Source organism: Oceanobacillus luteolus (genome assembly GCF_042678205.1).
GTDB lineage: Bacteria > Bacillota > Bacilli > Bacillales > Amphibacillaceae > Oceanobacillus > Oceanobacillus luteolus.
In genome coordinates this window covers 48,052-74,625 of record NZ_JBHUDE010000011.1, presented here as the reverse complement: position 1 = coordinate 74,625, position 26,574 = coordinate 48,052, and the positions used below count along the sequence as shown (strand labels likewise).

General features: G+C 38.3%; 35 protein-coding genes. 19 read left to right on the top strand and 16 right to left on the bottom strand.

What is annotated here, in order from left to right; all coding sequences use genetic code 11:
• Positions 1-32 precede the first annotated feature (32 nt).
• The 7 genes from ACFSBH_RS03655 to ACFSBH_RS03625 form a co-directional block, all read right to left on the bottom strand.
• A complete protein-coding gene (locus ACFSBH_RS03655; RefSeq protein WP_379596080.1) occupies positions 33-620 on the bottom strand; it encodes a hypothetical protein in 588 nt (195 codons plus the stop codon).
• 39 nt (positions 621-659) lie between these two features.
• Positions 660-1,106: a DUF4181 domain-containing protein gene (locus tag ACFSBH_RS03650; RefSeq protein WP_379596079.1), complete on the bottom strand. Its 447-nt coding sequence runs from the start codon at positions 1,104-1,106 to the stop codon at positions 660-662.
• Between the two features lie 131 nt (positions 1,107-1,237).
• Positions 1,238-2,383 (bottom strand): conserved virulence factor C family protein, encoded by a 1,146-nt coding sequence (locus ACFSBH_RS03645; protein WP_251513838.1) that lies wholly within the window; start codon positions 2,381-2,383, stop codon positions 1,238-1,240.
• Positions 2,384-2,409: 26 nt separating this feature from the next.
• On the bottom strand, positions 2,410-2,850 hold the full coding sequence (locus ACFSBH_RS03640) for a YueI family protein (protein ID WP_251513835.1): 441 nt from the start codon (positions 2,848-2,850) through the stop codon (positions 2,410-2,412).
• Between the two features lie 118 nt (positions 2,851-2,968).
• On the bottom strand, positions 2,969-3,145 hold the full coding sequence (locus tag ACFSBH_RS03635; RefSeq protein ID WP_251513832.1) for a YfhD family protein: 177 nt from the start codon (positions 3,143-3,145) through the stop codon (positions 2,969-2,971).
• 62 nt (positions 3,146-3,207) lie between these two features.
• Positions 3,208-4,005, bottom strand: a complete 798-nt coding sequence (locus ACFSBH_RS03630; protein WP_251513829.1) for a TIGR00266 family protein — start codon at positions 4,003-4,005, stop codon at positions 3,208-3,210.
• Between the two features lie 144 nt (positions 4,006-4,149).
• Positions 4,150-4,764 carry a spore coat protein gene (locus ACFSBH_RS03625; RefSeq protein ID WP_251513826.1) on the bottom strand — a complete coding sequence of 205 codons (615 nt, stop codon included), beginning with the start codon at positions 4,762-4,764 and terminating at the stop codon, positions 4,150-4,152.
• A 364-nt stretch (positions 4,765-5,128) separates the two neighbouring features.
• Between ACFSBH_RS03625 and ACFSBH_RS03620 the strand changes: the two genes are divergently transcribed.
• Complete coding sequence (locus ACFSBH_RS03620; protein ID WP_251513823.1) at positions 5,129-6,076, top strand: MBL fold metallo-hydrolase; 948 nt, start codon at positions 5,129-5,131, stop codon at positions 6,074-6,076.
• Between the two features lie 41 nt (positions 6,077-6,117).
• Here the strand turns inward: ACFSBH_RS03620 and ACFSBH_RS03615 are convergent, their stop codons facing one another.
• A complete protein-coding gene (locus ACFSBH_RS03615; RefSeq protein ID WP_251513819.1) occupies positions 6,118-6,888 on the bottom strand; it encodes an exodeoxyribonuclease III in 771 nt (256 codons plus the stop codon).
• A gap of 283 nt (positions 6,889-7,171) precedes the next feature.
• Between ACFSBH_RS03615 and ACFSBH_RS03610 the strand changes: the two genes are divergently transcribed.
• The 4 genes from ACFSBH_RS03610 to ACFSBH_RS03595 are packed head-to-tail and all read left to right on the top strand — an operon-like array spanning position 7,172 to position 10,282.
• A complete protein-coding gene (locus tag ACFSBH_RS03610) occupies positions 7,172-7,552 on the top strand; it encodes a GntR family transcriptional regulator (RefSeq protein ID WP_379596078.1) in 381 nt (126 codons plus the stop codon).
• Positions 7,549-8,238 (top strand): ABC transporter ATP-binding protein, encoded by a 690-nt coding sequence (locus ACFSBH_RS03605; protein ID WP_251513812.1) that lies wholly within the window; start codon positions 7,549-7,551, stop codon positions 8,236-8,238. The genes ACFSBH_RS03610 and ACFSBH_RS03605 overlap by 4 nt, the downstream gene beginning before the upstream one ends.
• On the top strand, positions 8,235-9,074 hold the full coding sequence (locus ACFSBH_RS03600; protein WP_251513809.1) for a hypothetical protein: 840 nt from the start codon (positions 8,235-8,237) through the stop codon (positions 9,072-9,074). Before ACFSBH_RS03605 ends, ACFSBH_RS03600 begins: the two co-directional genes overlap by 4 nt.
• A gap of 11 nt (positions 9,075-9,085) precedes the next feature.
• On the top strand, positions 9,086-10,282 hold the full coding sequence (locus ACFSBH_RS03595; protein ID WP_251513806.1) for a hypothetical protein: 1,197 nt from the start codon (positions 9,086-9,088) through the stop codon (positions 10,280-10,282).
• Positions 10,283-10,304: 22 nt separating this feature from the next.
• Here ACFSBH_RS03595 and ACFSBH_RS03590 read toward each other — a convergent pair whose 3' ends face one another.
• Positions 10,305-10,643, bottom strand: coding sequence for a thioredoxin family protein (locus tag ACFSBH_RS03590; RefSeq protein ID WP_251513802.1), 339 nt, complete (start codon positions 10,641-10,643; stop codon positions 10,305-10,307).
• A gap of 123 nt (positions 10,644-10,766) precedes the next feature.
• Between ACFSBH_RS03590 and ACFSBH_RS03585 the strand changes: the two genes are divergently transcribed.
• Both ACFSBH_RS03585 and ACFSBH_RS03580 read left to right on the top strand, forming a co-directional pair.
• Positions 10,767-10,976 carry a hypothetical protein gene (locus ACFSBH_RS03585; RefSeq protein WP_251513800.1) on the top strand — a complete coding sequence of 70 codons (210 nt, stop codon included), beginning with the start codon at positions 10,767-10,769 and terminating at the stop codon, positions 10,974-10,976.
• Between the two features lie 59 nt (positions 10,977-11,035).
• Positions 11,036-11,236: an SHOCT domain-containing protein gene (locus tag ACFSBH_RS03580; RefSeq protein ID WP_251513798.1), complete on the top strand. Its 201-nt coding sequence runs from the start codon at positions 11,036-11,038 to the stop codon at positions 11,234-11,236.
• A 59-nt stretch (positions 11,237-11,295) separates the two neighbouring features.
• On the opposite strand, the gene ACFSBH_RS03575 is transcribed toward ACFSBH_RS03580, so the two are convergent.
• Positions 11,296-11,844: a nitroreductase family protein gene (locus tag ACFSBH_RS03575; RefSeq protein ID WP_251513796.1), complete on the bottom strand. Its 549-nt coding sequence runs from the start codon at positions 11,842-11,844 to the stop codon at positions 11,296-11,298.
• Between the two features lie 144 nt (positions 11,845-11,988).
• On the opposite strand from ACFSBH_RS03575, the gene ACFSBH_RS03570 reads away from it, so the two are divergent.
• Entirely contained in the window at positions 11,989-12,447 is a 459-nt protein-coding gene (locus ACFSBH_RS03570; RefSeq protein WP_251513791.1) for a DUF2269 family protein, read from the top strand.
• Positions 12,448-12,582: 135 nt separating this feature from the next.
• Positions 12,583-13,113, top strand: coding sequence for an HD domain-containing protein (locus tag ACFSBH_RS03565; RefSeq protein WP_251513789.1), 531 nt, complete (start codon positions 12,583-12,585; stop codon positions 13,111-13,113).
• Positions 13,114-13,145: 32 nt separating this feature from the next.
• On the opposite strand, the gene ACFSBH_RS03560 is transcribed toward ACFSBH_RS03565, so the two are convergent.
• Complete coding sequence (locus tag ACFSBH_RS03560) at positions 13,146-14,171, bottom strand: D-alanyl-D-alanine carboxypeptidase family protein (protein WP_251513787.1); 1,026 nt, start codon at positions 14,169-14,171, stop codon at positions 13,146-13,148.
• Between the two features lie 202 nt (positions 14,172-14,373).
• Between ACFSBH_RS03560 and ACFSBH_RS03555 the strand changes: the two genes are divergently transcribed.
• On the top strand, positions 14,374-14,979 hold the full coding sequence (locus ACFSBH_RS03555) for a TetR/AcrR family transcriptional regulator (protein WP_251513784.1): 606 nt from the start codon (positions 14,374-14,376) through the stop codon (positions 14,977-14,979).
• Positions 14,980-15,045: 66 nt separating this feature from the next.
• Entirely contained in the window at positions 15,046-15,189 is a 144-nt protein-coding gene (locus tag ACFSBH_RS03550; protein ID WP_251513782.1) for a hypothetical protein, read from the top strand.
• 53 nt (positions 15,190-15,242) lie between these two features.
• On the opposite strand, the gene ACFSBH_RS03545 is transcribed toward ACFSBH_RS03550, so the two are convergent.
• Both ACFSBH_RS03545 and pepT read right to left on the bottom strand, forming a co-directional pair.
• Positions 15,243-15,578, bottom strand: coding sequence for a zinc-ribbon domain-containing protein (locus tag ACFSBH_RS03545; protein ID WP_251513781.1), 336 nt, complete (start codon positions 15,576-15,578; stop codon positions 15,243-15,245).
• 71 nt (positions 15,579-15,649) lie between these two features.
• On the bottom strand, positions 15,650-16,894 hold the full coding sequence (gene pepT, locus ACFSBH_RS03540; RefSeq protein WP_251513778.1) for a peptidase T: 1,245 nt from the start codon (positions 16,892-16,894) through the stop codon (positions 15,650-15,652).
• A gap of 200 nt (positions 16,895-17,094) precedes the next feature.
• Between pepT and ACFSBH_RS03535 the strand changes: the two genes are divergently transcribed.
• Entirely contained in the window at positions 17,095-17,940 is an 846-nt protein-coding gene (locus ACFSBH_RS03535; protein ID WP_251513776.1) for a sulfurtransferase, read from the top strand.
• Entirely contained in the window at positions 17,937-18,506 is a 570-nt protein-coding gene (locus ACFSBH_RS03530; protein WP_251513774.1) for a DNA-3-methyladenine glycosylase I, read from the top strand. The genes ACFSBH_RS03535 and ACFSBH_RS03530 overlap by 4 nt, the downstream gene beginning before the upstream one ends.
• 76 nt (positions 18,507-18,582) lie before the next feature.
• Here the strand turns inward: ACFSBH_RS03530 and ACFSBH_RS03525 are convergent, their stop codons facing one another.
• Positions 18,583-19,122, bottom strand: coding sequence for an HD domain-containing protein (locus ACFSBH_RS03525; protein WP_251513772.1), 540 nt, complete (start codon positions 19,120-19,122; stop codon positions 18,583-18,585).
• A gap of 39 nt (positions 19,123-19,161) precedes the next feature.
• Positions 19,162-19,590, bottom strand: coding sequence for a MarR family winged helix-turn-helix transcriptional regulator (locus ACFSBH_RS03520; RefSeq protein WP_251513770.1), 429 nt, complete (start codon positions 19,588-19,590; stop codon positions 19,162-19,164).
• 150 nt (positions 19,591-19,740) lie between these two features.
• Here ACFSBH_RS03520 and ACFSBH_RS03515 point away from each other — a divergent pair, with 150 nt between their 5' ends.
• From ACFSBH_RS03515 to ACFSBH_RS03500, 4 genes are all read left to right on the top strand, one after another.
• Entirely contained in the window at positions 19,741-20,244 is a 504-nt protein-coding gene (locus ACFSBH_RS03515) for a CarD family transcriptional regulator (RefSeq protein WP_251513768.1), read from the top strand.
• Between the two features lie 189 nt (positions 20,245-20,433).
• The gene (fni, locus tag ACFSBH_RS03510; RefSeq protein WP_251513765.1) at positions 20,434-21,486 is read left to right on the top strand and encodes a type 2 isopentenyl-diphosphate Delta-isomerase; all 1,053 of its coding nucleotides are present in this window, start codon (positions 20,434-20,436) and stop codon (positions 21,484-21,486) included.
• Positions 21,487-21,543: 57 nt separating this feature from the next.
• Positions 21,544-22,002, top strand: a complete 459-nt coding sequence (locus tag ACFSBH_RS03505; protein WP_379596071.1) for a DUF2188 domain-containing protein — start codon at positions 21,544-21,546, stop codon at positions 22,000-22,002.
• 241 nt (positions 22,003-22,243) lie between these two features.
• Positions 22,244-22,954 carry a DsbA family oxidoreductase gene (locus tag ACFSBH_RS03500; protein ID WP_251513761.1) on the top strand — a complete coding sequence of 237 codons (711 nt, stop codon included), beginning with the start codon at positions 22,244-22,246 and terminating at the stop codon, positions 22,952-22,954.
• A gap of 162 nt (positions 22,955-23,116) precedes the next feature.
• On the opposite strand, the gene ACFSBH_RS03495 is transcribed toward ACFSBH_RS03500, so the two are convergent.
• Positions 23,117-23,881, bottom strand: a complete 765-nt coding sequence (locus ACFSBH_RS03495) for an iron ABC transporter ATP-binding protein (RefSeq protein ID WP_251513759.1) — start codon at positions 23,879-23,881, stop codon at positions 23,117-23,119.
• 599 nt (positions 23,882-24,480) lie between these two features.
• On the opposite strand from ACFSBH_RS03495, the gene ACFSBH_RS03490 reads away from it, so the two are divergent.
• Positions 24,481-25,536, top strand: coding sequence for a siderophore ABC transporter substrate-binding protein (locus tag ACFSBH_RS03490; RefSeq protein WP_251513756.1), 1,056 nt, complete (start codon positions 24,481-24,483; stop codon positions 25,534-25,536).
• Positions 25,537-25,570: 34 nt separating this feature from the next.
• Complete coding sequence (locus ACFSBH_RS03485; RefSeq protein WP_251513904.1) at positions 25,571-26,572, top strand: ABC transporter permease; 1,002 nt, start codon at positions 25,571-25,573, stop codon at positions 26,570-26,572.
• Positions 26,573-26,574 lie beyond the last annotated feature (2 nt).

Here is a 26,574-nt window from a genome sequence, read left to right as displayed (position 1 = left end):
ACATGTATTAAACACAGACTTACTTTCCCATATTAAGGTTTTATCGTAATATATCCGACTAAAGCCAGAAAGAACACAAATGTTTCTAGATTAACGAAAGTTTGGTTTGGCTTTACATTTGTAATACCCTTCATCTGCTTTACTACACTCTGCTCCAACACGATGAGTAAATAATAGAAGAAGAATAGACTAAAAAGAAACATGATAGCAGCCATCATCATCTCATCATTTTTCCAAAACGAAACACCTAAAAACCAGGCCCATATACACTTGAAAATATTAGCTAATCCTTCCATAGGGTTGGATATTACCGCCATCATGTAATCTCCATGCATTTCAGATATCTGATGATCATTATGCTTTACGATATATGAAATATGACCAGCTTGAAGTGCCATTGCAATAACAATCATGACTAGATAAATGAGTCCGAATATTGTCCCAACCAGCAGCAAATCTGTATTCAATAATCGATAAAAAGTTAAAGGTAAGGGCAGCCACATCGCATACATGAATGTCATTAGTACATGAAGGAAAGCGTACTCATTATCTTTCATCAACTTTCGAAAAGTGGAAGCGATCAGCACAAAAATTGAAATCCCGACCCATCCCATTATCATACTGGAGGCTATCATACGTTCACCCTAACTCATTAATTATCAAAGCATACCGAGTTGTATAGCAACAAAGAAAGCTGTAGTTAATAAACCGAGACAAACTAACCTGGTAAGGGTAAGTCTATATATTTTACGATTTGCAACGTGCTTCCATTGCATAAAGACTCGTAGACATTCAGTAGTGAATATCATGACAAACAGGAAATACCATGGTTGCCAGTACCACAGGGGTTCTTCAGGCAGCCTTGAAACATTGATAACATATCCGATGAACATTAAAACCATAAATACGACTCTAGTTGTTCGATCCAACTTCTTATGAAATGGATTCATGAACGTTGATGCATAATATTTGTCTTCTTCCCTCTCTATTCGAAACAATTTTCTAAGCAAAAAATAGATAAGGAAAATGAGCACTGCAAAAGTAGCTAGAAGGATAAACAGTTGCAACCAAAAGGTAGATTTTACTCCATAAGGTGCAGTTGACATTAAAAAATCCTTTCATTTAAAAATTCATTTATTTCCATATATTTAGTTTATACATATTAGTAATAGAAGTAAATCATTTAAAAACGAGTTCGCAAAATAAAAAACTCCTAAGCGCTGCTTAGGAGTTTAACTTAATCTTTTTTTATTACTGCTTGCGTCATTTGATGCCAGACGGACCCTTTTGCTTCTTTACCGCCTTTGATTCGTTCGAGTGCGAGTTTAACCTGCATACGCACTTCGAATTCCGGATCGTCCAATTTAGCTTCAAGTGCGGGAATTGCACTTTCATCGCCGACTTCGTATAAGAACATGGCACCTCTCCAACGTACGATTTGACTAGGATCATCAAGGGTTTTGATCATTTCGGGAATTGCTTCTTTAAATCCTAGGTCTGATAGACAATCGCCCGCCGTGCGTCTTACGTTTACTGCTTTATCTTGTAAAGCTTTATAAAGTAGTGGGAGCACTTCTGGCTCCTCAATCATTCCAAGATACGCAGTGGCTAAACGCCGAACGGAAGCTTTAGCATCATCCAATGCCTTGTCCAATAAGGGAAGATGCTTGAGAGTAGGCTCAATAATTCTATCAAGGGCAGCATATCGTACTTTCCAATCCGGATCATCCATGATTTCTAAAGGAATGTCTACATCTTTATCTTCAGTACGTTCGGATGCATCTTGATTTTCGAGTGCTAATTTCACCAATTCATTCAGCCGTTCTTCATTATAAGTGGCCATTATTTCTTCCACTATATCGTTACCAACTTCATTCCAGTTCCCGTAGCGGGGATCCTGCTCAACCCATTTCCGTTCAAAAATAAAAGTATCTGATGCTGCAGAAGCTTCCATAATCGCTTTTTGGAAAGGTTCTGGAAGACCAAATCTTTTTTCTTCATCGCCTTCCTCGAGCTTCACTTGGATTGGAATGCCGCGGTAAAATTGAATAAATACTTTTATCTCCCCGAAGTCTGTTGCTGGTGCACTAGTCTCTAAAAATTCCAACTCATCTAAATCTTCATCTGTACCCAGAACATCGCGTACCTGTGGTAATATTTCTTCCCAGGGGGTTTTAGGGGCTCTGGCTAATGCGATGAAGTCAACAACACGATATATATTTTTGACCCCTTGAATTTGGAAAAGTTTCTGTACATTGTGTGGAGCATCTGTTAGGTCGTCTGTATGTTTATAGTTGTAGTTTTCACCAGCTGGCAACTCCTCACTGACATTTATTTTCATGGAATGAGGACTTGGTGTAGGTTCAATTGAAACAATTCTCATGGTTTTACCTCCTCTAAACTTGTGGATCATCGGAACCATTTCTTTATTTTATCGAGGATGGTGCTTTCTGTTTCTTCCTGTTGCTCCTCTATTGGTTCTTCTTCCTTAATAAATATTTCTTCTTTATCAATAGCGTAGTCGTAAGTTAAGACAGCGCCGATGTCTGTTTTATTCTCTTCATCTGTTACGGTCGTGTATGGAATATTGTATTTTGCAGCGAGTGCCTTTTCCTCTTTTAAAAAGCGATAAGATACATGTCCATTCATGATCAGTCTCGCTTTAGGATGTTCTTTCATGGCGGCTTCCAATTTTTTAAGTCCAGAATCGCTCATAACTTGTCCAATCGTAAGTGCAATTACAATTCTCTCTCTTAATGTCCCTAGAAAGCGAATCCTTTCTCCTTCTTTTGGAAGGCGGACACCGTGAATTCCTTCTGTTAAATAGTCATCGACACTTTTTTTTGTCATTATGTTCAATCCTTTAGATGTGTTTTTCTTTAATGTACGTGATAAATAGCTAAAAATCAACCAGAGCGTAGGCTGTAAATAAAAATCAGGCCTCCATGGAAATGAAGGCCTGATCTGTCTATTTACCTTTCACTCTTCTTTCCGCAGCCTTGCTTCTCGCTTGAGCTTCGCGATCGTCGGTATCCGCCAGCTCAACGGAATACTCTACATCAATACCGTCACTTTCACGCAATTGTTGTTTTGGCGTCTGTGCGAAACGGGAATTCTTATTTTTATTATGCTCGTCTCTACCCATGGTAAGCCTCCTTTATATAAAGCTCTACATGGATAGTATGTGCATCTTGTCCATTTTTACGACTATCTTCTGTCGCCACCAAGTAAATCGAATAATCCGCCAGCGATGCTACCTTCTTCTTTAGAGCCACCACGTTGAGGTGCTGCAGCAAAGATTCTACTTGCTAAACGGGAGAATGGTAATGATTGCACCCATACTGTTCCTGGTCCTCTGAGTGTTGCAAAGAATAGTCCTTCACCACCGAATAGAGCAGTTTTGATGCCGCCGACATATTCGATGTTATAATCCACATCACCAGTCATGGCAACAAGACAACCTGTATCCACCCGTAAGGACTCTCCAACATCTAATACTTTTTTATGGACTGTTCCGCCTGCATGAACGAACGCCATTCCGTCTCCTTCAAGTTTTTGCATGATAAAGCCTTCTCCACCAAAGAAGCCAACACCTATTTTACGTTGGAATTCCACGCCTACACTAACTCCTTTAGCAGCTGCGAGAAATGCATCTTTTTGACAGATGATTTTTCCGTTTTTCTCGCTAAGGTCCATTGGTATGATTTTACCGGGGTAAGGGGAAGCAAAAGATACTTTTTTCTTGCCGATTCCTTCGTTCGTAAAAGTTGTCATGAATAAACTTTCTCCAGTGATCACTCGTTTACCAGCTCCGATAAGTTTACCCATAAGTCCTGGTTTTTCATCCTCTGAGCCATCTCCAAAAATAGTTTCCATTTGAATATGATCTTCCATCATCATTAAGCTTCCTGCTTCAGCTATTACTGTTTCTTGCGGATCTAATTCAACTTCTACAAATTGCATGTCATCTCCGTGAATAATGTAATCAATCTCATGGTTATTCATACATGCTATCCCCTTTTCATTTTAGTAATTCTATTACGGGAAAAAACGAAAAAGGATTCATTTTAAATTTTATTATAAGCAAAGAGGACACGAAAATAGGCAGGTCCTATTTTCGTGTCCCTAAAAGACCACGGTGCAACGATGTTAGTGTGGCATCTGGCCTTGTATTTTCGCAAAACTGTTCATATAAGCTTGCATATCTTCGTCTTTTAACTGAGGAACTTGATAATATTTATTTTTGTTTTGGTAAAGGTAAATTTCAAACGCCATTTCAATCAAGTTTGGAATACTGTCAGCAAACACACGACGCATGACAGGGTTGGTTGCTTCCAAAGCTGTCATAGTGAAATGAGAGGCACAAGCTTTCAAGTGTCCCATCATAAAGCTGGAAAAACAAGAGTCGTTAAGTTCATTCACAGATTGTGCAGGTGTTTTTGGTTGACTCGCTTCCATACCGTATACGGTGTTATTGTCAAAAGGCATATTATAAGTCTGAGTCTTGACTGCTGGTTCTTGACCTGTCTGTAAAGTTTCCACAATCGTATTATACAGCTGTGTCAAATATGATTTCTGTCTAGTCATCAGTTGTTTTAATTCAGGATCTTGAATATGTGGTTCGTATAACACACTATGCTCAAGGGCTGCAACTAAACCGCTGATTGCTTCATGGGAGTCAAATAATTCATGGCCACCGTGACTGTTTTGTGCAGACATCTGGGTAGAACTTTGGAAATCCTCATTTTGCTGTTGATTGAACAATCGAATAACCTCCTTCATATTTTCCGTATTATTTTCTTCCGATTGAGAGATGTTATACATGGGAAATAGAGGGAAGGCTTTATTTTCCCTAATTGGCTTGAAGTAAGTTAGTTCCGGAAGATAAAACCGCTTTACTTTCCCTAATTGATGTGAAGCGAGTTAGTTCTGAAGATATAACCGGTTTATTTTCCCTAATTTGCGTAAAGTGAGTTAGTTCCCTAAGATAAAGCATTTTTACTTTCCTAAAACAGCATGAAGCAAATTAATTCGGTAAGATAAAAGCTCTCCTACATTAAATTTCGCACCATGAAGCTTGTTTTGGTATGATGAGGTTAAGAAATTTAATGAAGGGGGAGGGCTTTTCATGAAGGAGAAAAATCCAATTCAATTGGACGACCGAATTTCGTTGATTGATGGGTTTGATATGGATATTCCGAACAGAACAGGTACATATGTCATTGATGAAGAGGAATTGACGCTTGTAGAAGTGGGGCCAAGTCCATCCGTGAGATATATTAAAAGAGGTTTGGAGGAACTGGGTCATACGTTTGCGGATGTGAAGTATATCATCGTGACCCATGTCCATTTAGATCATGCTGGGGGCGCTGGATTTCTATTGCAGCAATGTCCCAATGCAACATTAATTGTTCATCCAAGGGGAGGAAGACATTTAATTGACCCATCTAAATTAGCGGCAGGGGCAAGAGCTATTTATGGGGATAGTTTCTCGGAAATATATGACCCGATCGTGCCTGTACCTGCAGACAGGGTTGTGGAAAAGTCAGAAGGGGATACACTGAAAATAGGGGCGAACTGTACACTGGAGTTTTGGGATACGCCTGGTCATGCGAAACATCACTTCAGCATTTACGATCCGGTAAGTAATGGAATCTTTACGGGAGATACGACAGGTGTCCGTTATGAGTTGTTACTGCAGGAAGGGGTAGAGTTATACCTGCCAACTACTTCGCCGAATCATTTTAATCCAAATGATATGCATGCTTCCATCAAGCGGGTTCAAGAAAAAAATGTAGATCGGATCTACTTCGGGCATTTTAGTATGACAGAGAACCCGGATGCTGCTTTGAAACAAGTGGCAGACTGGTTGGATATCTACATGGATATATCTGAAGAGGTAATAGAGGAAGGCGGCGATTATAATGAAATTGCCAATCAGATTATGGCAAGAGTGAAATCGCATCTTCAAGGATTCGGTATTCATGACGATCATGAAGTCTATATCATTCTTAACCTTGATATTCAGATATGTGCTTTAGGTATCATGGATTATTTTAAAAAAATCAAGCAATAAAAATAAGGGTCAATCTGGAAATTCCGGATTGACCCAACTTCTTAGTTTGAAAGTACATCTTCGTCCAATTCAAGCATGATTGGACAATGATCGCTGCCCATTACTGATGGATGAGCCACTGATTCTACCAGTGCATTCTCCAGCCGCTGTGATACGATAAAATAATCTATCCTCCAGCCGATATTCCGCTCACGGACGGTTTTCATGTATGACCACCACGTATAAATGCCTTCCGTATCTGGGTGGAAGTAGCGTAATGTATCAATAAAACCATTCGATAACAAACGGGACATTTTTTCTCTTTCTTCTACTGTGAAACCAGAGTTCCCATAATTTGTTTTATAGTTGCGAATATCAACCTCTTGATGAGCTACGTTCAGATCTCCGCAGTAAATGACAGGTTTCTGTTTATCGAGTTCCAACAAGTAGGTGAAAATTTTATCTTCCCACTGTAGTCGTTCTTCAAGTCTTGTTAAGTCCCTTTTTGCATTCGGAGTATACACATTGACGAGATAAAAATCTTCATATTCCAATGTGATGATTCGACCTTCCTCTTCTGTTTCCTCTTCGCCGACACCGTAGTGTACATGGAGCGGCTTTTTCTTCGTAAAGACAGCTGTACCGGAGTAACCTTTTCTTTGTGCGTAATTCCAGTACTGATAGTACCCGTCTAAATTCAGATCGATTTGGCCTTCTTGAACCTTCGATTCCTGGATGCAAAAGATGTCAGCATCCACCTCAGAAAAGTAATCCAAGAACCCTTTACGGACACAGGCACGGATCCCGTTTACATTCCATGATACTAATTTCATATTATGTATGAACTCCCTTTGTCTCGCTTCAAAAAGCATGTTTTCCACAAACTCCATTGTAACATAAAGAGCTGTTTTCCTCGTGGAGAAGGGATTCTTTGATAAGATTCGTATTGACAGTATAGTGTACTAAGCATATAATACATCATGAAGAGTGTATCAACCATCTAATACGCTTAAATTCAAAATCAAGAACGACTTATTCTTTATATATTTTTTATCCTCTATGTATTAAGTATTTAATACAAGGGTGAACCAACAACAGGAAATGAGGAGGGGCATATTGAAAATTACGTTTAATAAACGAGATCCGGTTTACGTACAAGTAATGCAGCATTTCAAGGAACAAATTGCGAGTGGAAAATATGAACCGGGACAGGAAATCCCTTCCCGACGTGAACTGGCGAACCAGCTTAAAATTAATCCAAATACAGCACAACGAGCATACAAAGAAATGGAGGAAGCGGGCTTGATTTTTACAGAGGGGAATAATCCGAGTCGTATTACGAAAGATGAACAAGTTTTACGCAATCTGCGCACCGAATTGATTGAAGAAGCTGTGGACACATTTATAGCTGCAGTGAAACCGGTGAATATACCGATGGATGACTTGATCCGTTTAATAAAAGAGAAGTATGAAAAGCAAAAGGGGGAGCATAGTTGATTGAAGTTAAGAATGTTACAAAGAAATATGGCCGGAAAAAAGTGCTTCAAGGTGTCTCCTTTACAGCGAATAAAGGGGAAATAACTTGTCTGATTGGTGTGAATGGAGTAGGGAAAACGACCATTCTAAATGGGATTATGAATCTGACACCAATGACAAGTGGAGAAATATTAATCGATGGGGAAAAGCTGACAAAGGAATCTTATGAAAAAATAGCTTTTATTCCTGATGCAATTACGATGCTTCCGCACATGAAAATTGCTGAAGCGATTCAGTTTATGAAAGACTTTTATAACAGCTGGAATGATGAAAGGGCAGAAGAGCTATTGGGCTTTTTTAGACTGAAGAAAGAAGAGCGGATTTCAAGTTTATCGAAAGGGAATGTCGCAAAAGTAAATTTGCTGCTCGGTCTTGCGCTTGATGTTGACTATTTATTAATGGATGAACCTTTTTCAGGGATCGATATATTCAGCCGTGAACAAATCGCTGATGTATTTACGAGTCATTTGGTGGAAGATCGCGGTGTTGTCATTACGACCCATGAAATCAATGATATTGAGCATCTCATCGATAAAGTGGTCTTACTTGATGATGGAACAATCGTAAGGGAATTCCATACAGAGGAAATGCGTGAGATGGAAGGGAAGTCTGTAGTTGATGTAATGAGGGAGGTATATCGTGGATGAATTATATAAAATTGTTGAATTTTGAATTGAGTCGATTTATTAAAATTTATTTCGTGCTTATAATTATTACGATTATCTCTCAACTTATCAGTACTTACAGTGTGGCTAAAAATTATATGAACCAATTTAATCTCGCGGTATACAGAGATGGGATTTCGATTGAAAAGTATGTGGAACAATTCGGTCAGGTCAGTCTAATGGATTTACAACACTCAGGCTGGTTCAATTTGCCGATTGTTATTGCAGCGGTGACGTTGCTGTTATATTGTTTTTTCATCTGGTATCGGGATTGGCTTGGTAAAAATACGTTTATTTATCGGCTGCTTATGCTTCCGACAGCGAGGATTAATATTTATCTTTCAAAGGCAACGGCAATCTTCCTTATGGTACTTGGGCTCGTCGCTCTTCAGGTCATTTTATTGCTGATTGAAGGAAAAATATTTAAATGGATGGTCCCGGCTAATTTACGGCATGATTATTCGATAATGGAATACCTGGCTAATACGGTTGGAGACCTGTACCTTGGAGTACTTATCCCTATGAATTTCATTCAGTTTTTAATTCATTATGGAATTGGTTTTATGTTTGTCTTTGTACTGTTCACCTCCATTCTTTTTGAAAGATGTTTCAAATGGAAAGGTATTATCTTTGGAGTTGTTTATGCATTAGTTTCAATGAGTATCTTTTTCATCCCATTTATCCTGGAAATCATCTTTGCGAAGAGGTATTTATATCCTATGGAATTATTTGTTGTGGAAATTGTATTAGGATTAATCGTTACAGCAATGAGTATATGGATCGCTCATTATCTATTGAACAGAAAGATTACGGTATAGGGGGGAGTTTCATGAAGCGTTATTGGAAAGTCATCATCTTACCGATATTTATTATCATCACCTTTGGTGTACTTTATGTTCATCATGCGATTGCTAAGAACGGACTGCCGGAATTTGAATTGGTGACCGTAGAAGGGGATAAAAAGATTGGTGAACAATTAATGATATATGGCGATTATCACACGAATAATGATTCCATGTGGCATTCATTCAGACTGACAGCAGATGGTATTGTTTACCAACGGGACTTAAATTTCTTTGAGCAATATAATAATTTCTTCGAGTCAAATGTAATACAAAAGTTAATTGAGGAAGATTCGGGTTTTATGAGAGGGAAAACAGAAGAGTCCAACTTATTTGTGGATACAGATAAACAGCTAGCATATGTCGGCCCTGACTTCATACACAATCAAATGGAAGTGGATGTCCAGAATAAGGAAAGCGGAGATAGGACTTCTTTTCGTCTCGACATCCCGGAAAGATCAAAATATCATCAAATCTATGTCGAAGAAGTACAGATGATTGAAGATACACTTTATGCTGTGACGATAAATTATTTTGGAGAGAACAAAGATGTAATGATATATGAAATTTCCATCGATGAAGAAAAAATTATTGATCATTATCCTTTGATGGAATTACCATTCCTAGATTCGGTGAATGTATTGAGTAACGATACTGATATTGGTCAGAAAGAACAGATTGTTGTCAGCGTGGATCACATCGAGGTTACAAGTGATGGCCACCACTTAGCGGAGAGTGAGTATTTCACATATCATTTTGAAACGAAGGAGAGTAAGCCAATAACTTTCCCTGATGATTTTACAGATAAACCTGAAGATCCATTTGGAGCAGAGGATTATCTGTCGCAAGGCCATATCGTTACTGGAAAAGATAATTTGTATTTTATTAACTTTACACCAGATGGGCTTACTTATTATGTGTATGACCTTGTACAACATAAGTTTGAGGAAGAAGAGAGCATTACTCTCGGAACAAGCGTATTAGAGGGATTGTATGGCATTTATCCTGAGGGGGATTCCCTTTATTTATATAGCCAGGTCAATGAAAATGGTATTCAGTTCCGTAAGGTATTTATGGTTGACTTAGTGAATGCAGAGAATTTGTATGAAGGTGAAATTCGTATGGTAGATGGAGATGAAACAAACGTATACGGGTTGGAAATATTCCGGATTCAGGAGAGATAATATCATGAAAACGTGGTTGGCATCAGCTTTCAACCACGTTTTGATATATTTTATCAAGTTTTTCCTGTAGCAGATCCATATGGACGATCCTTGCTTCTCGTATATATTCCTTTCCTTCCACGAATAATAAAAGTACAGGCACCGTAAAAATGGAAAAATGACCAGCTACTGCTTCTACTTTATCCGCATGGAGATGTCCTAACTTAATTTTAGGATATGATTTCATCAACTCTTGGACTTTCGGCAAGAGGGCATGACAAACACTGCAATTATCCCGTGAAATATAAAGAAAGGCTAAGGAATGATCTTCAATAAAGGTATTAATCTCATCTATCGTTTCGAGTTCCTGGAAATCATTCATTACAATACCTCCAATAGAATTTGGTATTTATTCATTATACCCGTTTCCTTCAGCCTATCCAGAAATATGTTTACCAGAATCATTAGTTGGATAAAGGATAGAAAAGGATATGAGGTGAGTGTCATGAATGATAAACAGAAGAAGGAATTTGAAAAAATGGAGAATTCGAAGCGATCGACAGCACATGACGAAGACCGTACGAAACTTGATGAGTTTAAAAAGCAGCAACTTGTAGATGATATTCCTCTGGAAGATTTGAAGATTGAGCAGGAAGATGAACGTAAAAAACACAAAACAAAAGACGACTCTCAAAGTGAACGAAAATATAAATAGTATAATAAGTATTTGAGGCTAATCATTTTCTTACCGATAGGCTACTGGAGGTGAGTGGTATGCCGACAGAAATGATTATTCGACTTATTCTGGCTGCGATTTTGTTCGTTGTGATTGTTATTATATTGGTGCGTTTCCGCCGCGGAAAGTCAAATACAGATGCACGTGACTCTCTTGAAATAATGAAGGAAAGATATGAAAAAGGCGAGATTACCAAGGAAGATTATGAGGAGCAAAAAAGAAGAAGAGGTAAAGCTTGATAGCTAAATAAAAAGAGCATTTGCTTATTGGGCAAATGCTCTTTTTATTTTATTCGTTGTTATATTTTAAAGCGGGTAAATTTCTCATCAAGTGGGGTCCGTTCTTTCGGTGCAGGTTTTTCATCAAAGTATCCTAGGTGAATAAACCCGACAATCTTTTCATTCTTTTTCACATCTAATATTTCTTTTACCTTATCATCATAAATATGTGGGTTTGTTTTCCAAACCACACCAAGTTGTTTTTCCCAAGCAAGCAACCAGAAATTCTGAATCATGGTCGCAATCGCACCGAAGTTCTCATCCCATTGCTTCTCTAATTCGGGTACTTCCATTATTGCAACGAGAATAGCGTTTGGTTCATTTAAATAGTTTTCCCGATTTTCCCGCATATTTTCAGGATAAGTTTCAGCGACTCGTTTGGCGAACACTGGAAGCTCCTCTTTTCCAACAAAAACAAATCTCCATGGTTGACGCATACCATGGGTAGGTGCCCAGCGGGCATCATTCAACAATTCTCGAACTGTTTCCTCTTCGACTGGTTTGTCATTATACCCTTTTTTAATCGCCCGGCGTTCCCGGATTATTTTTGCTAAATTAGATTTTTCCATAGCACATTCCCCTAATCTATATGATATGTAAATTGTAGTGCAGCCGTAACCTTAAAGCAAATAAACACATTATTGTGAGATGAATCACTGACAAGATGAAGAAATAAAGTAAAATGGTAGTATAGATAAAATAGGAGGCTGCTTATGACTTTTTACAACACCCTTGTATTTATACATATTTTTTCAGCGATTCTCGGAATGGGACCTGGGCTTGTCATGACAGCGGTAGTGACGCTCTCTAAACCTGCTACAATGAGTGAGTTGAAGCATTCATTTAAAATTAGAAATACTTTACATATCTTTACGATGGTAGGTGGAATTTTATTACTCGTTACGGGACTATTGATGGGAGTTTTGCATCCATATTGGTTTTCTCAAGGCTGGTATATTACTAGTCTCATCTTGTATCTAGTTGCGCTTGCGATGGGCCCGTTTGTACTTAAACCACGGTCAACACCTATAAAGCAAATGTTTATTCATGTAGAAGGGGAAACCATTCCGAGTACATATGCTGATTTATCTAAGGAATTGTTCTTATATGAACGTATCATTAATATCTTGTTTATCATTATCATTTCACTTATGATATTAAAACCATTTTGATAAAGTTTGAGTTCCTGCATAATCGGTAATTATCCATTGTAAATCCTTTTGAAATATGTTAAAATCGTAAAAATTTACCCGAAAACTATTTGGGTGTAGGTGTTAATTAAAATTACGATCAAAGGAGGATTACGAATGGGACGAGTCACACTAGAGGAACTTTTCCTCCATCCGATTACACAAAAATATCTCAAGCGATCAGGCATAGCCCATGCAGTATCAGTGGCGGAATATGCTTATATCTTTGCAAAACGCTTTAATGTAAATGTTGATTATGCAACAAAAGCAGCTCTGCTTCATGATATAGGGCATTATACATGGTATCGTGATGGAGAATGGGATTACGACCTGTATAAAGAGAATGATATTCATGCAATCAAGGGTGCAAGCCGTGCCCATAAACTATTAATCTCGCTTGGTGAAGAGCGTCATGCAGCAAAGAAGATTGCTATTGCGATTTTGCTTCATACAGATTCTTATTTACCAGAAGGCCATTTAGAGCTGGATCCACTCCAACAGGTTGTAGCCATGGCAGATGAGGCGGACGAAGAAGGTGGCGGCAATCACCATTATAAGCGGATTGATAATGATACAGCACTGGAAAGAATTCGTGCGCTTGATGCCCAGATTGCGAATGGAAAAAATAAAACTCAGGGTGTCGGTTGATGACATAACATACCCCTGAGTTTTTGTGTACATTAATTTTCTGTAAAGTATTCTTCGAGCGTTAAATCATTTTCCCAAATCTCTGTCGCTGCTCGAACTCCGACATAGCGCAGGTGCCAAGGTTCGTATTGGTATTGGGTGATCTCTTCTTTACCTTCAGGGTAACGAATAATAAATCCGAATTCATGGGCATGTTCTGCAACCCATTTTCCTTCCGGAGTATTACCGAAGTCAGTAGTCAGTTGATAATTCACTGCTTCGCTCGTAATATCCATAGAAAGGCCGGTTTGGTGTTCCGATTCTCCAGGACGTGCACTGAATACATTCGCTTCCTCTTCACCATGTTCTTGTGAATAGGAATCAAACAAAGCGACTTGGCGATCATAGGAACGATAGCCGGATTGTGCGTATAGTTGATGACCCGCTTCCTCGGCTGCTGCAAATAACTCTTCTAATGCTTCAGCAGCAGGAGCACGTAACTGTTTTTTAGGAAGGTCTTCCTCAAAAGGAAATGCCACATCTGGTACTACGAGATCATGGGGTTCATAGTGATCAGGAAGAGCTTGATTTTTGTTGACGACAGCTAGCAAATCATAAGGATTTCCTGTGACTTCAGAACCCGAATCAGTAAATACAGGCTCTGCAAGCGGCGGTAATCCCACTCCGGCTTCAATTGTTATGCCTTCTTCTAATACTTTCTTTAAAGCTATACGTGTTTCTTCATCGTAAATACCTGTAACATCAAGTTCTTCTGTCTGTAACTGAAAGTCTGTAATTGCCCAGGATAGAATGTCTGAATAAATCCCATCTGTGGGGATGGTATATCCTATTTGTGTCAGTGCCTCTTGAAGTTGAAGCACAGGCTCGCCTTCATCTTTTTTCTGTAATTCTGCTTCTGGAAACTCAATATTCTCGGCGACCTCAGGAGCCGCGTCATTTGTTTGTTTCTCTTCTATAGTAGATTCCTCTTCAGATTTATCATCAACAGGCGCTTCATTGTTTGCACATGCAGTTAGAAGTAATGTAAGTATTGATAAAGTAACTAATTTCGATTTCATTTTAATCCCTACAATCTTTGAGAGTTTCTTGGTCCACGCTCCATTTTCTCACAGGAATTGGGGAAGGGCAAGATACATTTTGAGGAGGAAATAATGTTCATAAAGACGTCATGATAATAGTGGAAAATGAGTTGCAAATTACCGCATACTTGCATATAATCTAAATAGACTAACCAGTCAGTTTTATTAGGTGGGTGTAAACGTGCCAAAAATTTCAGATGAAGCAAAAGAACAAAGAAGAGATAAAATATTACAAGCAGCATTAGAATGTTTCTCCACAAAAGGTTATTATGCATCTACTGTGGATGATATCGTAAAGAGTTGTGGTTTAAGTAAAGGTGCGGTCTATAACTACTTTAAAGGCAAAGAGGAGATATTTTTAAGCCTCCTTGAGCAGCGCAGTGAAACAATTCTACATGATTTAAAAGAGCGTTTGGCCGAGATTTCAAGTCCATTAGAAAAATTGAAATACTGGATAAGAACCGATATACCTTATAACCTCGAAAAGAAAAAATTCATGCACGTTCATATTGAATCTTGGTTGTATGCCACTGACGCCCCACATGTACAGAAGGAGTTAAAAGCACGCTTTGACACCCTGTATCAATTAACTGAAGAAATAATCAAAGAAGGCCAAAGGATTGGTGAAATCAACCCCGAAATCGATTCCGATTCGGCTACAGCTATGTTTTGGTCCCTACATGACGGGATCTGGCTTCACGCATCTATTGGTTACGATGAAGAAAAGTTAGAAAAAAGAATAATAGAAATGGAAAAAACTATGCTTGCTTATTTAACAACTAGTTGAAAAGCAGGCAATCTATATAACCTTAAATAAACCGACTAGTCATTTTAATTAGAAGGAGGAAAAATGATGTTAATCTGGTTTAATCGATATAATAAGCTACGTAAATCTACGGTTAAAGATTATGCTCAGACGTATGAACAGAATGAAGCGCAATTAGTGCGTGAACGAGTAACCCTTGAATATGATGTTTTACGATCAGCTTTAAAATAATCGGCAAGAAAAGAGCATTCGTTTAAGTCGGACGAATGCTTTTTTTATTTTAATTAGACCCCTGCAGCAGCCATTCCTAACAATGTTCCCAGGATTCCACATGCAACGCCCATCACCATAATAATCGTCGCATGTGTGTCGTTGTGTACGCCGGTCTTTTTCAATAAATAGCCCATAATGAAAGCTCCTGCCCCAAAAAGTATTGGTATAAACACGAGAGAGGTCAGTACAAAAATCCAGCCAAATAACTTAAAGACAAAACCATTTTTTTTAGGTTCAATTGTATCGGAGGGATTCGAGTGATTGAGGTTTTCCTTGAAGCGGTAACCACATGAAAAGCAAAAGTTTACGTTTTGGTCAGTTTGTGTACCACAATGAGGGCAGAACATGGAAATTCCTCCCTTCCTAATTTAAATATATATGATTAAGAGGGAGGAATTATTCTATTGATTATCTTAGTTTATGCATTTGCTTCGCTATTTTCTGCAAATAGTTTTGCGATTTCAATGATGACTTTGCTTGCTTTTTCCATGTTGTCGACAGAAATATATTCGAACTTGCCGTGGAAGTTTTCGCCACCTGTAAAAATGTTAGGAGTCGGTAGTCCCATGTATGAAAGTTGGGAACCATCTGTACCACCGCGAATAGGTTCGATTACCGGTTCAATGTCTAAGTTTTTCATTGCTTGGCTTGCAATATCGACGACCTCTTTTACTGGCTCAATTTTTTCGCGCATGTTGTAGTATTGATCATTCATTTCAAGAATGACTTGATTCTCACCATATTTGGCTTTCATCTCTTCCACAAAACCTTTTAGCGTTGCTTTTCTGTCTTCGAACTTCTCTTTATCATGATCGCGGATAATATAGTAAACTTGCGTAGTTTCTACATCCCCTCGAATCGAGATAAGGTGGTAGAACCCTTCGTAGCCTTCTGTATATTCGGGTGCTTCCTTCTCAGGAAATTTACCAATAAATTCAGTTGCAAGCTTACCGGAGTTCACCATTTTATTCTTTGCAGTTCCTGGGTGCACATTATTACCTTTAAATGTCACCTTCGCAGCAGCTGCATTGAAGCTTTCATACTGTAATTCTCCAAGTGGTCCACCATCAACAGTGTAAGCAAATTTCGCATCAAAACGCTTCACATCAAAATGATGCGGTCCACGTCCGATTTCTTCATCAGGCGTAAAAGCAACTCGAATTCTTCCATGCTCAATTTCCGGATGTTGAATGAGATAATTCATAGCTGTCATAATTTCGGCTATACCAGCTTTATTATCAGCTCCGAGTAAGGTCGTTCCATCCGTCGTAACTAAAGTATGGCCCTTATAGCTTGGCAGCTCTGGGAACTCTTTTCGAGATAGAATTACTCCTAGATCTTCATTTAAAGTAATATCTTCTCCATCAAAGTTTTCAATGACTTGTGGATTGACATTCTTGCCTGTAAAATCAGTTGCTGTATCTAAGTGGGCAAGGAAGCCGATAGTAGGAACATCCTTATCTGTATTGGCAGGAAGGGTTGCCATTAAATAACCATTTTCATCCGCTTCTATATCTTCCATACCAATTTCTTTCAACTCTTTAATGAGGACTTCCACTAGTTCCAATTGTCCTTTTGTTGTAGGCACAGTGTCAGAATCTTCATTGGATTGCGTATCGATTTTTGCGTAGGTTGTCAATCTTTTTATTAATTCCTCTTTCATCGAAGTACACTCCTTATGTAATTTTAGTATTGAACGTGTTATTGTATAGAATAACAGTATTTTAACATAATTATATCGGAACTCGAAATAGTTTATAGTTCTTGCCATCACCATACCGTTATCGCAGTTTGAGGAAAAATCTTTCTAGTATGTTAGGAAACATATACAATTAAATTAGTAGAAAAACATGGAGGGGTTTTATGACGAACTTAATCAGTGTCGAACGCTTAAAAAGACGTCTGGAAAATGGGCAAAATAATACAGTAGTTGTAGACGTTAGATTTAAACTGGATGATGAAGATGCAGGCAGAAAAATGTACCTCGAAGGGCATCTGCCTGGAGCGGTTTATTTAGACTTGAATCGGGACTTGTCAGGGAAAGTGGAGAAGCATGGAGGTACCCATCCTTTGCCGGATTTCCCTACATTTATTAAAAAGTTGGAGAATATCGGAATCAATCATGAGACAACGGTTGTTATATATGATGAAGGAAATGACATGTTTGCTGCAAGGCTTTGGTGGCTGCTGGAAGCGATTGGCCATGAAAGAGTATATATATTGGAGGGCGGCTTCAAACAGTGGGTAGAAGATGGAAATGAAATCACCTCCGATATTCCAAAACTTGAACCCAAAAAATTCCATGCTCAATTCAACGAAGATAAAATCGTCGATATGAAAACGGTGAGAGAAAAACTGGAGACAAATGCTGTGCTGATTGACTCTCGAGCGGAAAACCGTTACTTAGGTGACTTTGAACCATTTTACAGTAAAGCAGGCCATATACCAGGTGCCAAAAATTTTCCTTGGCAAGCAGTTCTCACAGAAGATGGGAGATGGCTGAAAGGCGAAGAACTGCAAGAACATTTCTCGAGCTTGGATAAGGAAGAGGAAGTCATTGTTTCATGTGGATCTGGGGTATCTGCTTGTGTAAATATATTGGCACTGAAGGCTGCTGGATTTAAACAAGTTCGTCTTTACCCGGGAAGCTTTAGTGATTGGATCTCCTATGATGAAAATGAAATTGAGATTGGTGAGGGAGAGTTATGAGCCGCTCCCGTTGCAGTTGGGTGACAACAGACCCGGTTTATCTGGATTATCATGACAACGAATGGGGCAGGCCGGTGTATGATGATCGGAAGTTATTTGAGTTGCTGACGTTGGAAGGTGCTCAAGCCGGCTTAAGTTGGGTCACCATTTTAAAACGGAGAGAAAATTATCGTAAAGCTTTCGATAACTTCCAACCTGAAATTATTGCTGGATATAATGAGGAGAAGGTAGAAAGTCTTTTGCAGAATGAAGGAATCATCCGTAATCGTAGAAAGATATTATCCGTCATCCAAAATGCAAAAGCCTTCCTTGAATTACAAGCCGAGTTTGGTAGTTTCGCAGCTTATGTCTGGCAATTTGTAGATGGTAAATCACTGGTGAATCATTGGGAGCAGGTGGAGGATGTCCCAGCAAAAACGGAAATATCTGAGAAGCTTAGCAAGGACTTGAAGCGAAGAAATTTCTCCTTTGTCGGACCAACGATTTGTTATGCCTATATGCAAGCAGCTGGTTTAGTGAATGATCATGTGAAAAGTTGCTTTTTATATGGCGAGATAAATGACTAAAGATAAAGACAGGCCGAGTGATTATGGCCTGTCTTTATCTTTGCGTCTTTATCTTAAGTAATATTTTTCGCTTCTATTACTTAAACACTCTTTTTACTGCAGCTTCAAATTCGCTGAAGAATTGAGGGCGATTTACCTCACTTAAGCCATGGTCCATATTCATAACAATGGCTTCATTGTACCACTGTTGTTCTTTGTAACCGGCATTAAAGATTTTCCAAATCTTCGGACCAACTTCTTCAAGGTCTTTTTCCAAGGATAAAAGATTGTCCAGACGATCGGCAACGATTAGCTGTTTTACTTCGAGGTCGGCTGTTTTTAATGTGTCAATTGTATGTTGTTTTCTTTCTTTCCATGTCTTTGATTTGTCCTCCGTATGTGCTTGGACAAGATTAGCCACATGTTTACCGAATTCAGCTCTTATTTCCTCAATCTCGATGGGAGTGTCTTCAACGACATCATGAAGAAAAGCTGCACATATTAGAGCTTCACTCGCTCCTGCACTTTCCAATATATTTGCGACGCGTATGGGATGTGTGATATAGGGGATGTTTCCTGCCTTTCGAAAGTGTCCTTTGTGGGCGTTTTCAGCGAAACGTTTCGCTTTTTCCTTCACTTTTCCTCATCCTTCCAACGATTTATAAATGATGGGATCCTATAATTGCCAATCTGCAGCTAGTGTCTTTTTAAGTTCATCATATGCCGCCTGACCAAGTGCATTTTTGATTCGTTCTTCCAATGCCTGTTTTAATGCTTTATTTTCTTCATAGCAATTCAGCCCCAACTGGGTCAATTGTACATACTTATTGCGTTTATTTTCATCTAAGTTAGTCAGTTTTACTAGGCCTTGTGCTTCCAGTTTTCTTATCAGTTTATGAGTTCCTTGACGAGTAATTTCCCCATTTTTACATACATCGGCAAGCATTTCCTGACCATAATTAATGCGATCCAATATAAACCACTCTGATTTTGTAAGCTGAATTTCATTTTTATTATTCCATCTATCTTCTATTGCTTTACGTATTTCTCTATTTTTTTTACTTAATAAATCAAATAAGTCTTTTTCGTTTAACTCCTCTTCCAAAGAAGAAACACCTCTACTTCTATTAAGATTGTCTTCTGTACTATACAAAGCGAAGTGAAGGGTTGTCAACTAGTTGACAAATTGTTGAAATTGTATTACAATTAGAACTGAAGCTCTACGGAATGAGCCTGAGAAAATGGAGGTTGGCAAATGTTTAAAGTCGGTGATTTGATTATCTATTCCACACATGGGGTATGTAAAATTGATGACATTTGCGAGAAAAGCTTTAAAGACGTGACACGTAATTATTATATTCTCCATCCACTGGATGATCCGAATTTAACAATCAGCGTGCCCGTAGATAATGATCAGGTCATCATGTTGGACATCATGGAGAAGAAAGAAGCAAGAAACATCCTGAAGTCTTTTGAAGAACCTGGTATTGAATGGATCGATGATGCGAAAGCACGTAATAAAAAGTATAATAGCATCATTAATAGTGGTGATCGTGACAAAATCATTAAGATTGCCAACACACTTATGCGCAAACAAAAAGAAGCTGAGCTTAATAAAGAGCGCATGTATGACCAAGATACAAAAATGCTTGAACACATTCAGCGGATTATGTTCCAAGAATTGGCAGCATCCCTAGAAACAACCGTTGAACAAATCGTTGACCGAATCAATTCAATGATACCGGCAAAGGTTTCATAATATAAAGAAGAAATTGACCTCGTTTCATTGGAAACGAGGTCAATTTTCTTTGTATTGGCTCCCGGAAAGGAGACCACAATATGAAGGTAGCTCGTATGGTGGCATCAAAGTTGCTTCTCCTTTCAATTCAGGTGTAAAACAAGTAGAATAGCTAATAGAATAAATTTTACTTTTCGGAGGTACCCATACATGGATAAAGGAATTAACCAAAGAAAGACAGAACATATCCGACTTTGTTTAACTGGAAACGTAGAAGGTGTCAACAAAACAACGGGCCTGGAAGGGATTCATTTCATACATAATGCATTACCAGAAATAAATTTTGATTCCATTACATTAGAAACGAGTTTTTTAGGAAAAGCATTAAAAGCCCCGTTTTTAGTCAGTTCTATGACTGGTGGTTCAGAGCTTGCCACAACCATCAATCAAAACTTGGCTATTGCTACTGAGGAAAAGGGCTGGGTCATGGCAATTGGCTCTACACGTGCATTTTTAGAAAGCGATCAATATAAAGAATCATTCCTTATCCGTGAGCAAGCTCCGACTGTACCGTTAATTGTAAATATTGGAGCGGTTCAATTTAATTATGGATATGGTGCAGAGGAATGTCAGCGGATAATTGATAAAACAGGTGCCGACTCTATTGTGCTGCATTTAAACAGCATGCAAGAAATTGTACAAGACGGGGGAGATGTGAATTTCGAAAACCTTCTTCCTAAAATTGAACAAGTATGTAAAACGCTTGAAGTCCCAGTTGGAGTAAAAGAGGTTGGATTCGGTATCGATGGGGAGGCTGCTCAAAGGTTATATAATGCAGGCATTTCCTATATTGATGTAGCAGGTGCTGGCGGTACTTCTTGGAGTCAAGTTGAAAAATTACGTTCCCGCAATAAATTGAAAAAGGCTGCAGCAGAAGCATTCAATAACTGGGGAATTCCTACGAAAGATTGTATCGTATCTGTACGAAGCAAGCTCCCGGAAGCACCTCTTGTAGCGAGTGGTGGTATGAGTACTGGTGTCGATGCGGCTAAAGCAATTACAATTGGTGCAGATATTATTGGATTTGCCCGTCATTTGCTGAAAGCAGCTACCGAATCACCGGAAGCAGTCCTTGAGACGATGGAGCAAATCGAATTAGAGCTCAAGATGACCATGTTTGGTATTGGTGTGAAAAACTTGGATGAATTGAGAAATACAAAACGTGTTAATATCATGGGTACTTCACTTATGGATGAAATGTAAAAAGTTTTATCCCTCCTTGCACTGGGTAAATGAATGATAGAGCTAGGAGGGATAACTATGGTATGGACACTTGAGGATTATCCTCCATCAATGAAGAACTTATCAGATATTGTTAGAAAAAAGGCAATTGATATCGCAAACGCGATGGTGGATGAAGGTTATAAAGAGGAAGATGCCATTCCAATTGCTATCAGTCAGGCGAAAGAATGGGAAGATAGCGCTGAGGATGAAGAGATTGAGCATTTTCGTAAATATGGGAAGGTGACGACCCGTTCTCCAGAAGGCCAAAAGTATGAAAGTAATCCGGAGAGAATGGAAGAAGGAGAGGTTGTCCGCCCGCATGAAGATGGCTGGGCAGTGGAATCGGAAGGCGCTCAAAAACCAAGTAACGTTTTTGATACAAAAAAAGAAGCGATTCAACGAGCAAAGGAAATAGCTGAAAACAAAGGTACATCTGTTACTGTCCATAAAAAGGACAGAACGATCCAAGAGAAATATTCATTTAAAGAAGAATAAAACAGTGAGGCTGAAATGCTTTGCTGTTTTTTTGTTTATAAAAGAGGAGATGGTACTACCCTGTGACTTTTAGAAATGTGCAAGGCCAACTCTTGAGATAAGCACATTATTTCATTCTAAAAAGCCCCTGTGCTACAATGAATGCAACTTAATGGAGTGATGAAAAATTTTCATTTCGGAAGACGGTTTCATACGTTATACTAGTTATCGTTATGTTAGTGAAAAAGGAGATTCAAAGTAAATGCTAATTGAAATATGGTCAGATTTTGTGTGCCCTTTTTGTTATATAGGAAAGAGACGGTTGGAAGCAGCCCTAGAAGGATTTCAACATAAAGAAGCGGTGACGATAGAATATAGGAGTTATCAGCTTGATCCAACTGCGAAGCATATACCGGGGAAAAATTTCTATGAAACATTCTCTGAGTTGAAGGGTATGCCGATCAAACAGGTGAAAACGATGAATCACCAAGTAGCAGAGCAGGCTCGAGCTGTTGGCTTGGACTTCCGGTTTGATACGATGCAATACACCAATACGTTTGATGCTCATCGATTATTTCACTATGCAAAACGTCAAGGTAAGGGAAATGCAATTACCGAACGATTCCTCCATGCTTATTTTACAGAATCCGCGTTGTTAAGTGATAAGGAAACGTTGGTGAAACTTTCCGTTGAGGTTGGGTTGGATGAAGAGAAAGTAAGGGAACTATTACAATCTGAAAAATATACTCAAAAAGTAAGTGAGGATATCGCCGTAGCACAACAAATCGGAGTACAAGGTGTACCGTTTTTCGTTTTTAATGAAAAATATGCTGTTTCAGGAGCGCAATCTAGTGATGTATTTTCTCAAGTACTTGAGAAGGTATGGGAAGAAGAGGAAAGCAATCCAGCAGCGAAAAAAGGGAAAGCGAAAACATCCTATTGTACGGATGAAGGCTGTGTTGAGCACGAATGAGGTATCGTGGTCAACCAGTGGACTTACATGAAGAACTTTACCGGTAAAAAACTACGTTTGTTTATTCAAAGAGATTTCTTTTGATAGATGTATCAAAAAGGGTTCTGCACAACTGTAGTTGTGCAGAACCCTTAGTTTACTTATTCTAAATTTTTTCTGTTATTAGTGAGAATTAAAGTATACACAAAAACGGCAACCATCTTGCATATGGACCGGGATATGCATATCATAAACTTCTTTCAATGCTTCTGAATTAATAATTTCATGTGTAGGGCCATTTTTTACGAGACGTCCATCTCTTAAAGCGACGATTTGATCGGAATAAACGGAAGCAAAGTTAATGTCATGTAATACAATCACAACTGTTTTTCCTAGTTCATCAACAAGTTTGCGTAGTATTTTCATGATTTGCACAGAGTGCTTCATATCTAAATTATTTAATGGCTCATCTAATAGAATATATTCGGTATCTTGTGCAATAATCATTGAAATAAAAGCACGCTGTCTTTGACCGCCAGAAAGTTCATCCAAGAATTTATGTTGGATATCTGAAAGGTTCAAATACTCTAATGCCTGATCAACGATTCTATTATCTTCAGCATTTAGTCGACCTTTTGAATATGGATATCGGCCAAACGAGACCAATTGTCGAATTGTAAGTTTTACATTTAGGTAATTTGATTGTCGTAAAATGGCAATTCGCTTCGCAAATTCATTAGATTTTATATTTTTTACATTATTTTTGTCAAGTAACACTTCACCTGTATCTGCATCCAGTAGTCGGCTTACCATTGAAAGTAACGTTGATTTTCCCGCGCCATTTGGACCGATAAACGAGGTGATCTGTCTAGGCTTGATTTCAACCGAGACATCATTAATGATTGATTTATTTCCAAATCTTTTTGATAACCCTTTTATTTCGATCATTCCTCAACCCTGCTTTCCCTATGTAATTATCTAGACGGAATAATTAAAGCCAGTAAAGCTAATAATAATTATGGATATATGTTTAAGGATAAATGTCCTCAAGTTCTTCTACAATTTCATATTAAAAATTTCTCCAGCTATAAAAGCTACTTTATAAGAATTATCAATAATGATAATCATTATCACTATATTCATTTTATATGATGTCGGTAGGAAAATCAATGCTTGTGCTTAAGAATAGTCTGTAAAATCTCCCTTATTAACTTCAAATTTTGAGATGGAAGGAAATTCTGATCTACTGTCAATGGATAGATATTGGAACATCGTAAGCGGATAGGAGTGGTTATAGGAGGAGTCTAGTACACAATAATAATATTTTATTATAAAAATAATTTCATTAAATTATAATTGACAACTTTTTTGGATTTGCTATACTTTGATTAGGTTATTGAGATTGATTCTCAATATCAATTGTTTGTATTTTTTAAGTGCACTATAGTATATTTATGCTTTAATTCTTCAAAATTGCGCATAAAAATAAAACAAAGTTATTATCAACTCAATAATCTAAAACACTTACAAGGGGAGAAATTAAAGAAATGGGAAAATCAAAATATATTAATTCATCATTCATAGTATTAATTTTTGCAATTTTAGTTTTGTTCTTAGCAGCTTGCTCTGGATCAAGTGATGATGCAGAGAATGCGGAAGATACAGCAAATAATTCAGCTGGAACAGAAGAGAAGGAAGACGAGTCTACTGAAGATGCAACTATTGAAATAACGGACGCACATGGTACGGTTGCTGTTCCAGTGAATCCACAGAATGTAGTGGCTCTTGATAACCGTACATTTGAAACTCTAGCTGATTGGGGTATTGAATTAGCGGCTGCTCCTGTGGATCTAATACCTGAAGACAATCCTTATAAAAATGATGATTCCATTCAAAATATTGGAAACCATCGTGAACCAAATTTAGAAATTATCGCTGCGGTAGATCCTGAACTTGTAATCGTCGGTCAAAGGTTTGCAAGCTATTACGAAGATATTAAAGCATTGGTACCAAATGCTGTCGTTATCGACTTGAATATCGACGTTTCTGAAGAGGCTGAAACACCAGGTGATAATTTGGTTAATGGATTTAAAGATATTACAACTTCCCTAGGCCAAATTTTTGATAAAAATGAAGAAGCTGAAGCGTTGATTGCTGAGTTTGATCAATCAATTGAAGAAGCTAAAGCCGCATATAACGGGACAGATAGAATTATGAGTGTTATAGTATCTGGTGGAGATATTAATTTTGCAGCTCCCCAAACTGGTCGTGTATGGGGGCCATTATATGATATATTTGGTTGGACTTCAGCTTTAGAAATTGATCAAGCTTCTGCAGACCACCAAGGTGATGATATTTCTGTTGAAGCAATCGCGGAAACTGATCCTGATTGGATTTTTGTAATGGACCGTGATGCTGCGGTATCTTCTGAAACGGATGCAGTTCCAGCTCGTGATGTAATCGATGGAGCACCTGCCCTTCAAAACACAACAGCAGTTAAAGAAGGACAAATCGTGTATGCACCGGCGGATACTTATACAAATGAATCAATTCAAACCTTTACTGAATTATTTAACGATCTTGCTGAAGCTCTAGCTGAGTAGATAGAGGAGTATAACTATAGTGCCGAAAAATACAATAGAAAAAACGTTCGGGGCTGGTAATTTACAGCCCCCGCGACGTTATAATAAGGAGAAAATATGGACGAAGCCTTTTATAATAGCAGTCATTATTGTTATTATTCTAGGTGTTATTTCTTTGTTTACTGGAGTTTATGATATTAGAGGGCGAGAAGACGGGATGGATATGTTTTTTATAACTCGTATCCCAAGGACAGCTGCGATTATGCTGACTGGAGCAGCTATGGCAATGTCAGGGCTTGTCATGCAGCTTATCACCCAAAACCGTTTCGTTGAACCGACAACAACTGGGACAATCGAATGGGCGGGCTTAGGTTTAATTCTAGCTTACTTATTATTTCCTGGACCAACATTAGTCCTTAGAATGACTTTCGCAATCATTTTTTCCTTTATTGGAACGATGATTTTCTTTTTGTTTTTAAGAAGAGTTAGACTACGTTCTTCATTAATCGTACCAATTATTGGAATTATGCTTGGAGCGGTCATTTCTGCATTTTCTACATTTGTTGGACTGGCTTTTAACATGTCGCAAAATATTGAATCCTGGTTTGTGGGTTCGTTCTCTTCTATTCAAGTTGGAAGATATGAATTTTTATGGTTAATTGTTGTCATTAGTGTTCTTATTTATATCTATGCGAACAAGCTCACTTTAGCAGGCTTAGGAGAAGATGTTTCAACAAGTCTTGGTGTGAACTATAACCGGATTGTTCTTATTGGTACTGGACTTATTGCTGTTGCAGTTGGAATTGTAGCATCTGTGATTGGTAATCTGCCATTTCTAGGTTTAATCGTGCCTAATATCGTTTCCATGTTTAGAGGTGATGATCTGAGAAGTAACTTGCCTTGGGTAAGTGTCATTGGTATGGGTGCTTTGCTTGCTTCAGATATAATCTCTCGAACTATTATTATGCCTTTTGAGGTACCTGTTTCTCTGATACTCGGAACAGTAGGTGCAATCGTATTCATTACTATTCTATTAAGAAGAAGGAGGCTAGGTTAACA

Bases quoted from the DNA above. Each gene is read 5' to 3' on its own strand.
- ACFSBH_RS03655 (WP_379596080.1), bottom strand. From the start codon at position 620: ATGATAATGGGATGGGTCGGGATTTCAATTTTTGTGCTGATCGCTTCC.
- ACFSBH_RS03650 (WP_379596079.1), bottom strand. From the start codon at position 1,106: ATGTCAACTGCACCTTATGGAGTAAAATCTACCTTTTGGTTGCAACTG.
- ACFSBH_RS03645 (WP_251513838.1), bottom strand. From the start codon at position 2,383: ATGAGAATTGTTTCAATTGAACCTACACCAAGTCCTCATTCCATGAAA.
- ACFSBH_RS03640 (WP_251513835.1), bottom strand. From the start codon at position 2,850: ATGACAAAAAAAAGTGTCGATGACTATTTAACAGAAGGAATTCACGGT.
- ACFSBH_RS03635 (WP_251513832.1), bottom strand. From the start codon at position 3,145: ATGGGTAGAGACGAGCATAATAAAAATAAGAATTCCCGTTTCGCACAG.
- ACFSBH_RS03630 (WP_251513829.1), bottom strand. From the start codon at position 4,005: ATGAATAACCATGAGATTGATTACATTATTCACGGAGATGACATGCAA.
- ACFSBH_RS03620 (WP_251513823.1), top strand. From the start codon at position 5,129: ATGAAGGAGAAAAATCCAATTCAATTGGACGACCGAATTTCGTTGATT.
- ACFSBH_RS03615 (WP_251513819.1), bottom strand. From the start codon at position 6,888: ATGAAATTAGTATCATGGAATGTAAACGGGATCCGTGCCTGTGTCCGT.
- ACFSBH_RS03600 (WP_251513809.1), top strand. From the start codon at position 8,235: ATGAATTATATAAAATTGTTGAATTTTGAATTGAGTCGATTTATTAAA.
- ACFSBH_RS03595 (WP_251513806.1), top strand. From the start codon at position 9,086: ATGAAGCGTTATTGGAAAGTCATCATCTTACCGATATTTATTATCATC.
- ACFSBH_RS03590 (WP_251513802.1), bottom strand. From the start codon at position 10,643: ATGAATGATTTCCAGGAACTCGAAACGATAGATGAGATTAATACCTTT.
- ACFSBH_RS03585 (WP_251513800.1), top strand. From the start codon at position 10,767: ATGAATGATAAACAGAAGAAGGAATTTGAAAAAATGGAGAATTCGAAG.
- ACFSBH_RS03580 (WP_251513798.1), top strand. From the start codon at position 11,036: ATGCCGACAGAAATGATTATTCGACTTATTCTGGCTGCGATTTTGTTC.
- ACFSBH_RS03575 (WP_251513796.1), bottom strand. From the start codon at position 11,844: ATGGAAAAATCTAATTTAGCAAAAATAATCCGGGAACGCCGGGCGATT.
- ACFSBH_RS03570 (WP_251513791.1), top strand. From the start codon at position 11,989: ATGACTTTTTACAACACCCTTGTATTTATACATATTTTTTCAGCGATT.
- ACFSBH_RS03565 (WP_251513789.1), top strand. From the start codon at position 12,583: ATGGGACGAGTCACACTAGAGGAACTTTTCCTCCATCCGATTACACAA.
- ACFSBH_RS03560 (WP_251513787.1), bottom strand. From the start codon at position 14,171: ATGAAATCGAAATTAGTTACTTTATCAATACTTACATTACTTCTAACT.
- ACFSBH_RS03550 (WP_251513782.1), top strand. From the start codon at position 15,046: ATGTTAATCTGGTTTAATCGATATAATAAGCTACGTAAATCTACGGTT.
- ACFSBH_RS03545 (WP_251513781.1), bottom strand. From the start codon at position 15,578: ATGTTCTGCCCTCATTGTGGTACACAAACTGACCAAAACGTAAACTTT.
- pepT (WP_251513778.1), bottom strand. From the start codon at position 16,894: ATGAAAGAGGAATTAATAAAAAGATTGACAACCTACGCAAAAATCGAT.
- ACFSBH_RS03535 (WP_251513776.1), top strand. From the start codon at position 17,095: ATGACGAACTTAATCAGTGTCGAACGCTTAAAAAGACGTCTGGAAAAT.
- ACFSBH_RS03530 (WP_251513774.1), top strand. From the start codon at position 17,937: ATGAGCCGCTCCCGTTGCAGTTGGGTGACAACAGACCCGGTTTATCTG.
- ACFSBH_RS03515 (WP_251513768.1), top strand. From the start codon at position 19,741: ATGTTTAAAGTCGGTGATTTGATTATCTATTCCACACATGGGGTATGT.
- fni (WP_251513765.1), top strand. From the start codon at position 20,434: ATGGATAAAGGAATTAACCAAAGAAAGACAGAACATATCCGACTTTGT.
- ACFSBH_RS03505 (WP_379596071.1), top strand. From the start codon at position 21,544: ATGGTATGGACACTTGAGGATTATCCTCCATCAATGAAGAACTTATCA.
- ACFSBH_RS03500 (WP_251513761.1), top strand. From the start codon at position 22,244: ATGCTAATTGAAATATGGTCAGATTTTGTGTGCCCTTTTTGTTATATA.
- ACFSBH_RS03495 (WP_251513759.1), bottom strand. From the start codon at position 23,881: ATGATCGAAATAAAAGGGTTATCAAAAAGATTTGGAAATAAATCAATC.
- ACFSBH_RS03490 (WP_251513756.1), top strand. From the start codon at position 24,481: ATGGGAAAATCAAAATATATTAATTCATCATTCATAGTATTAATTTTT.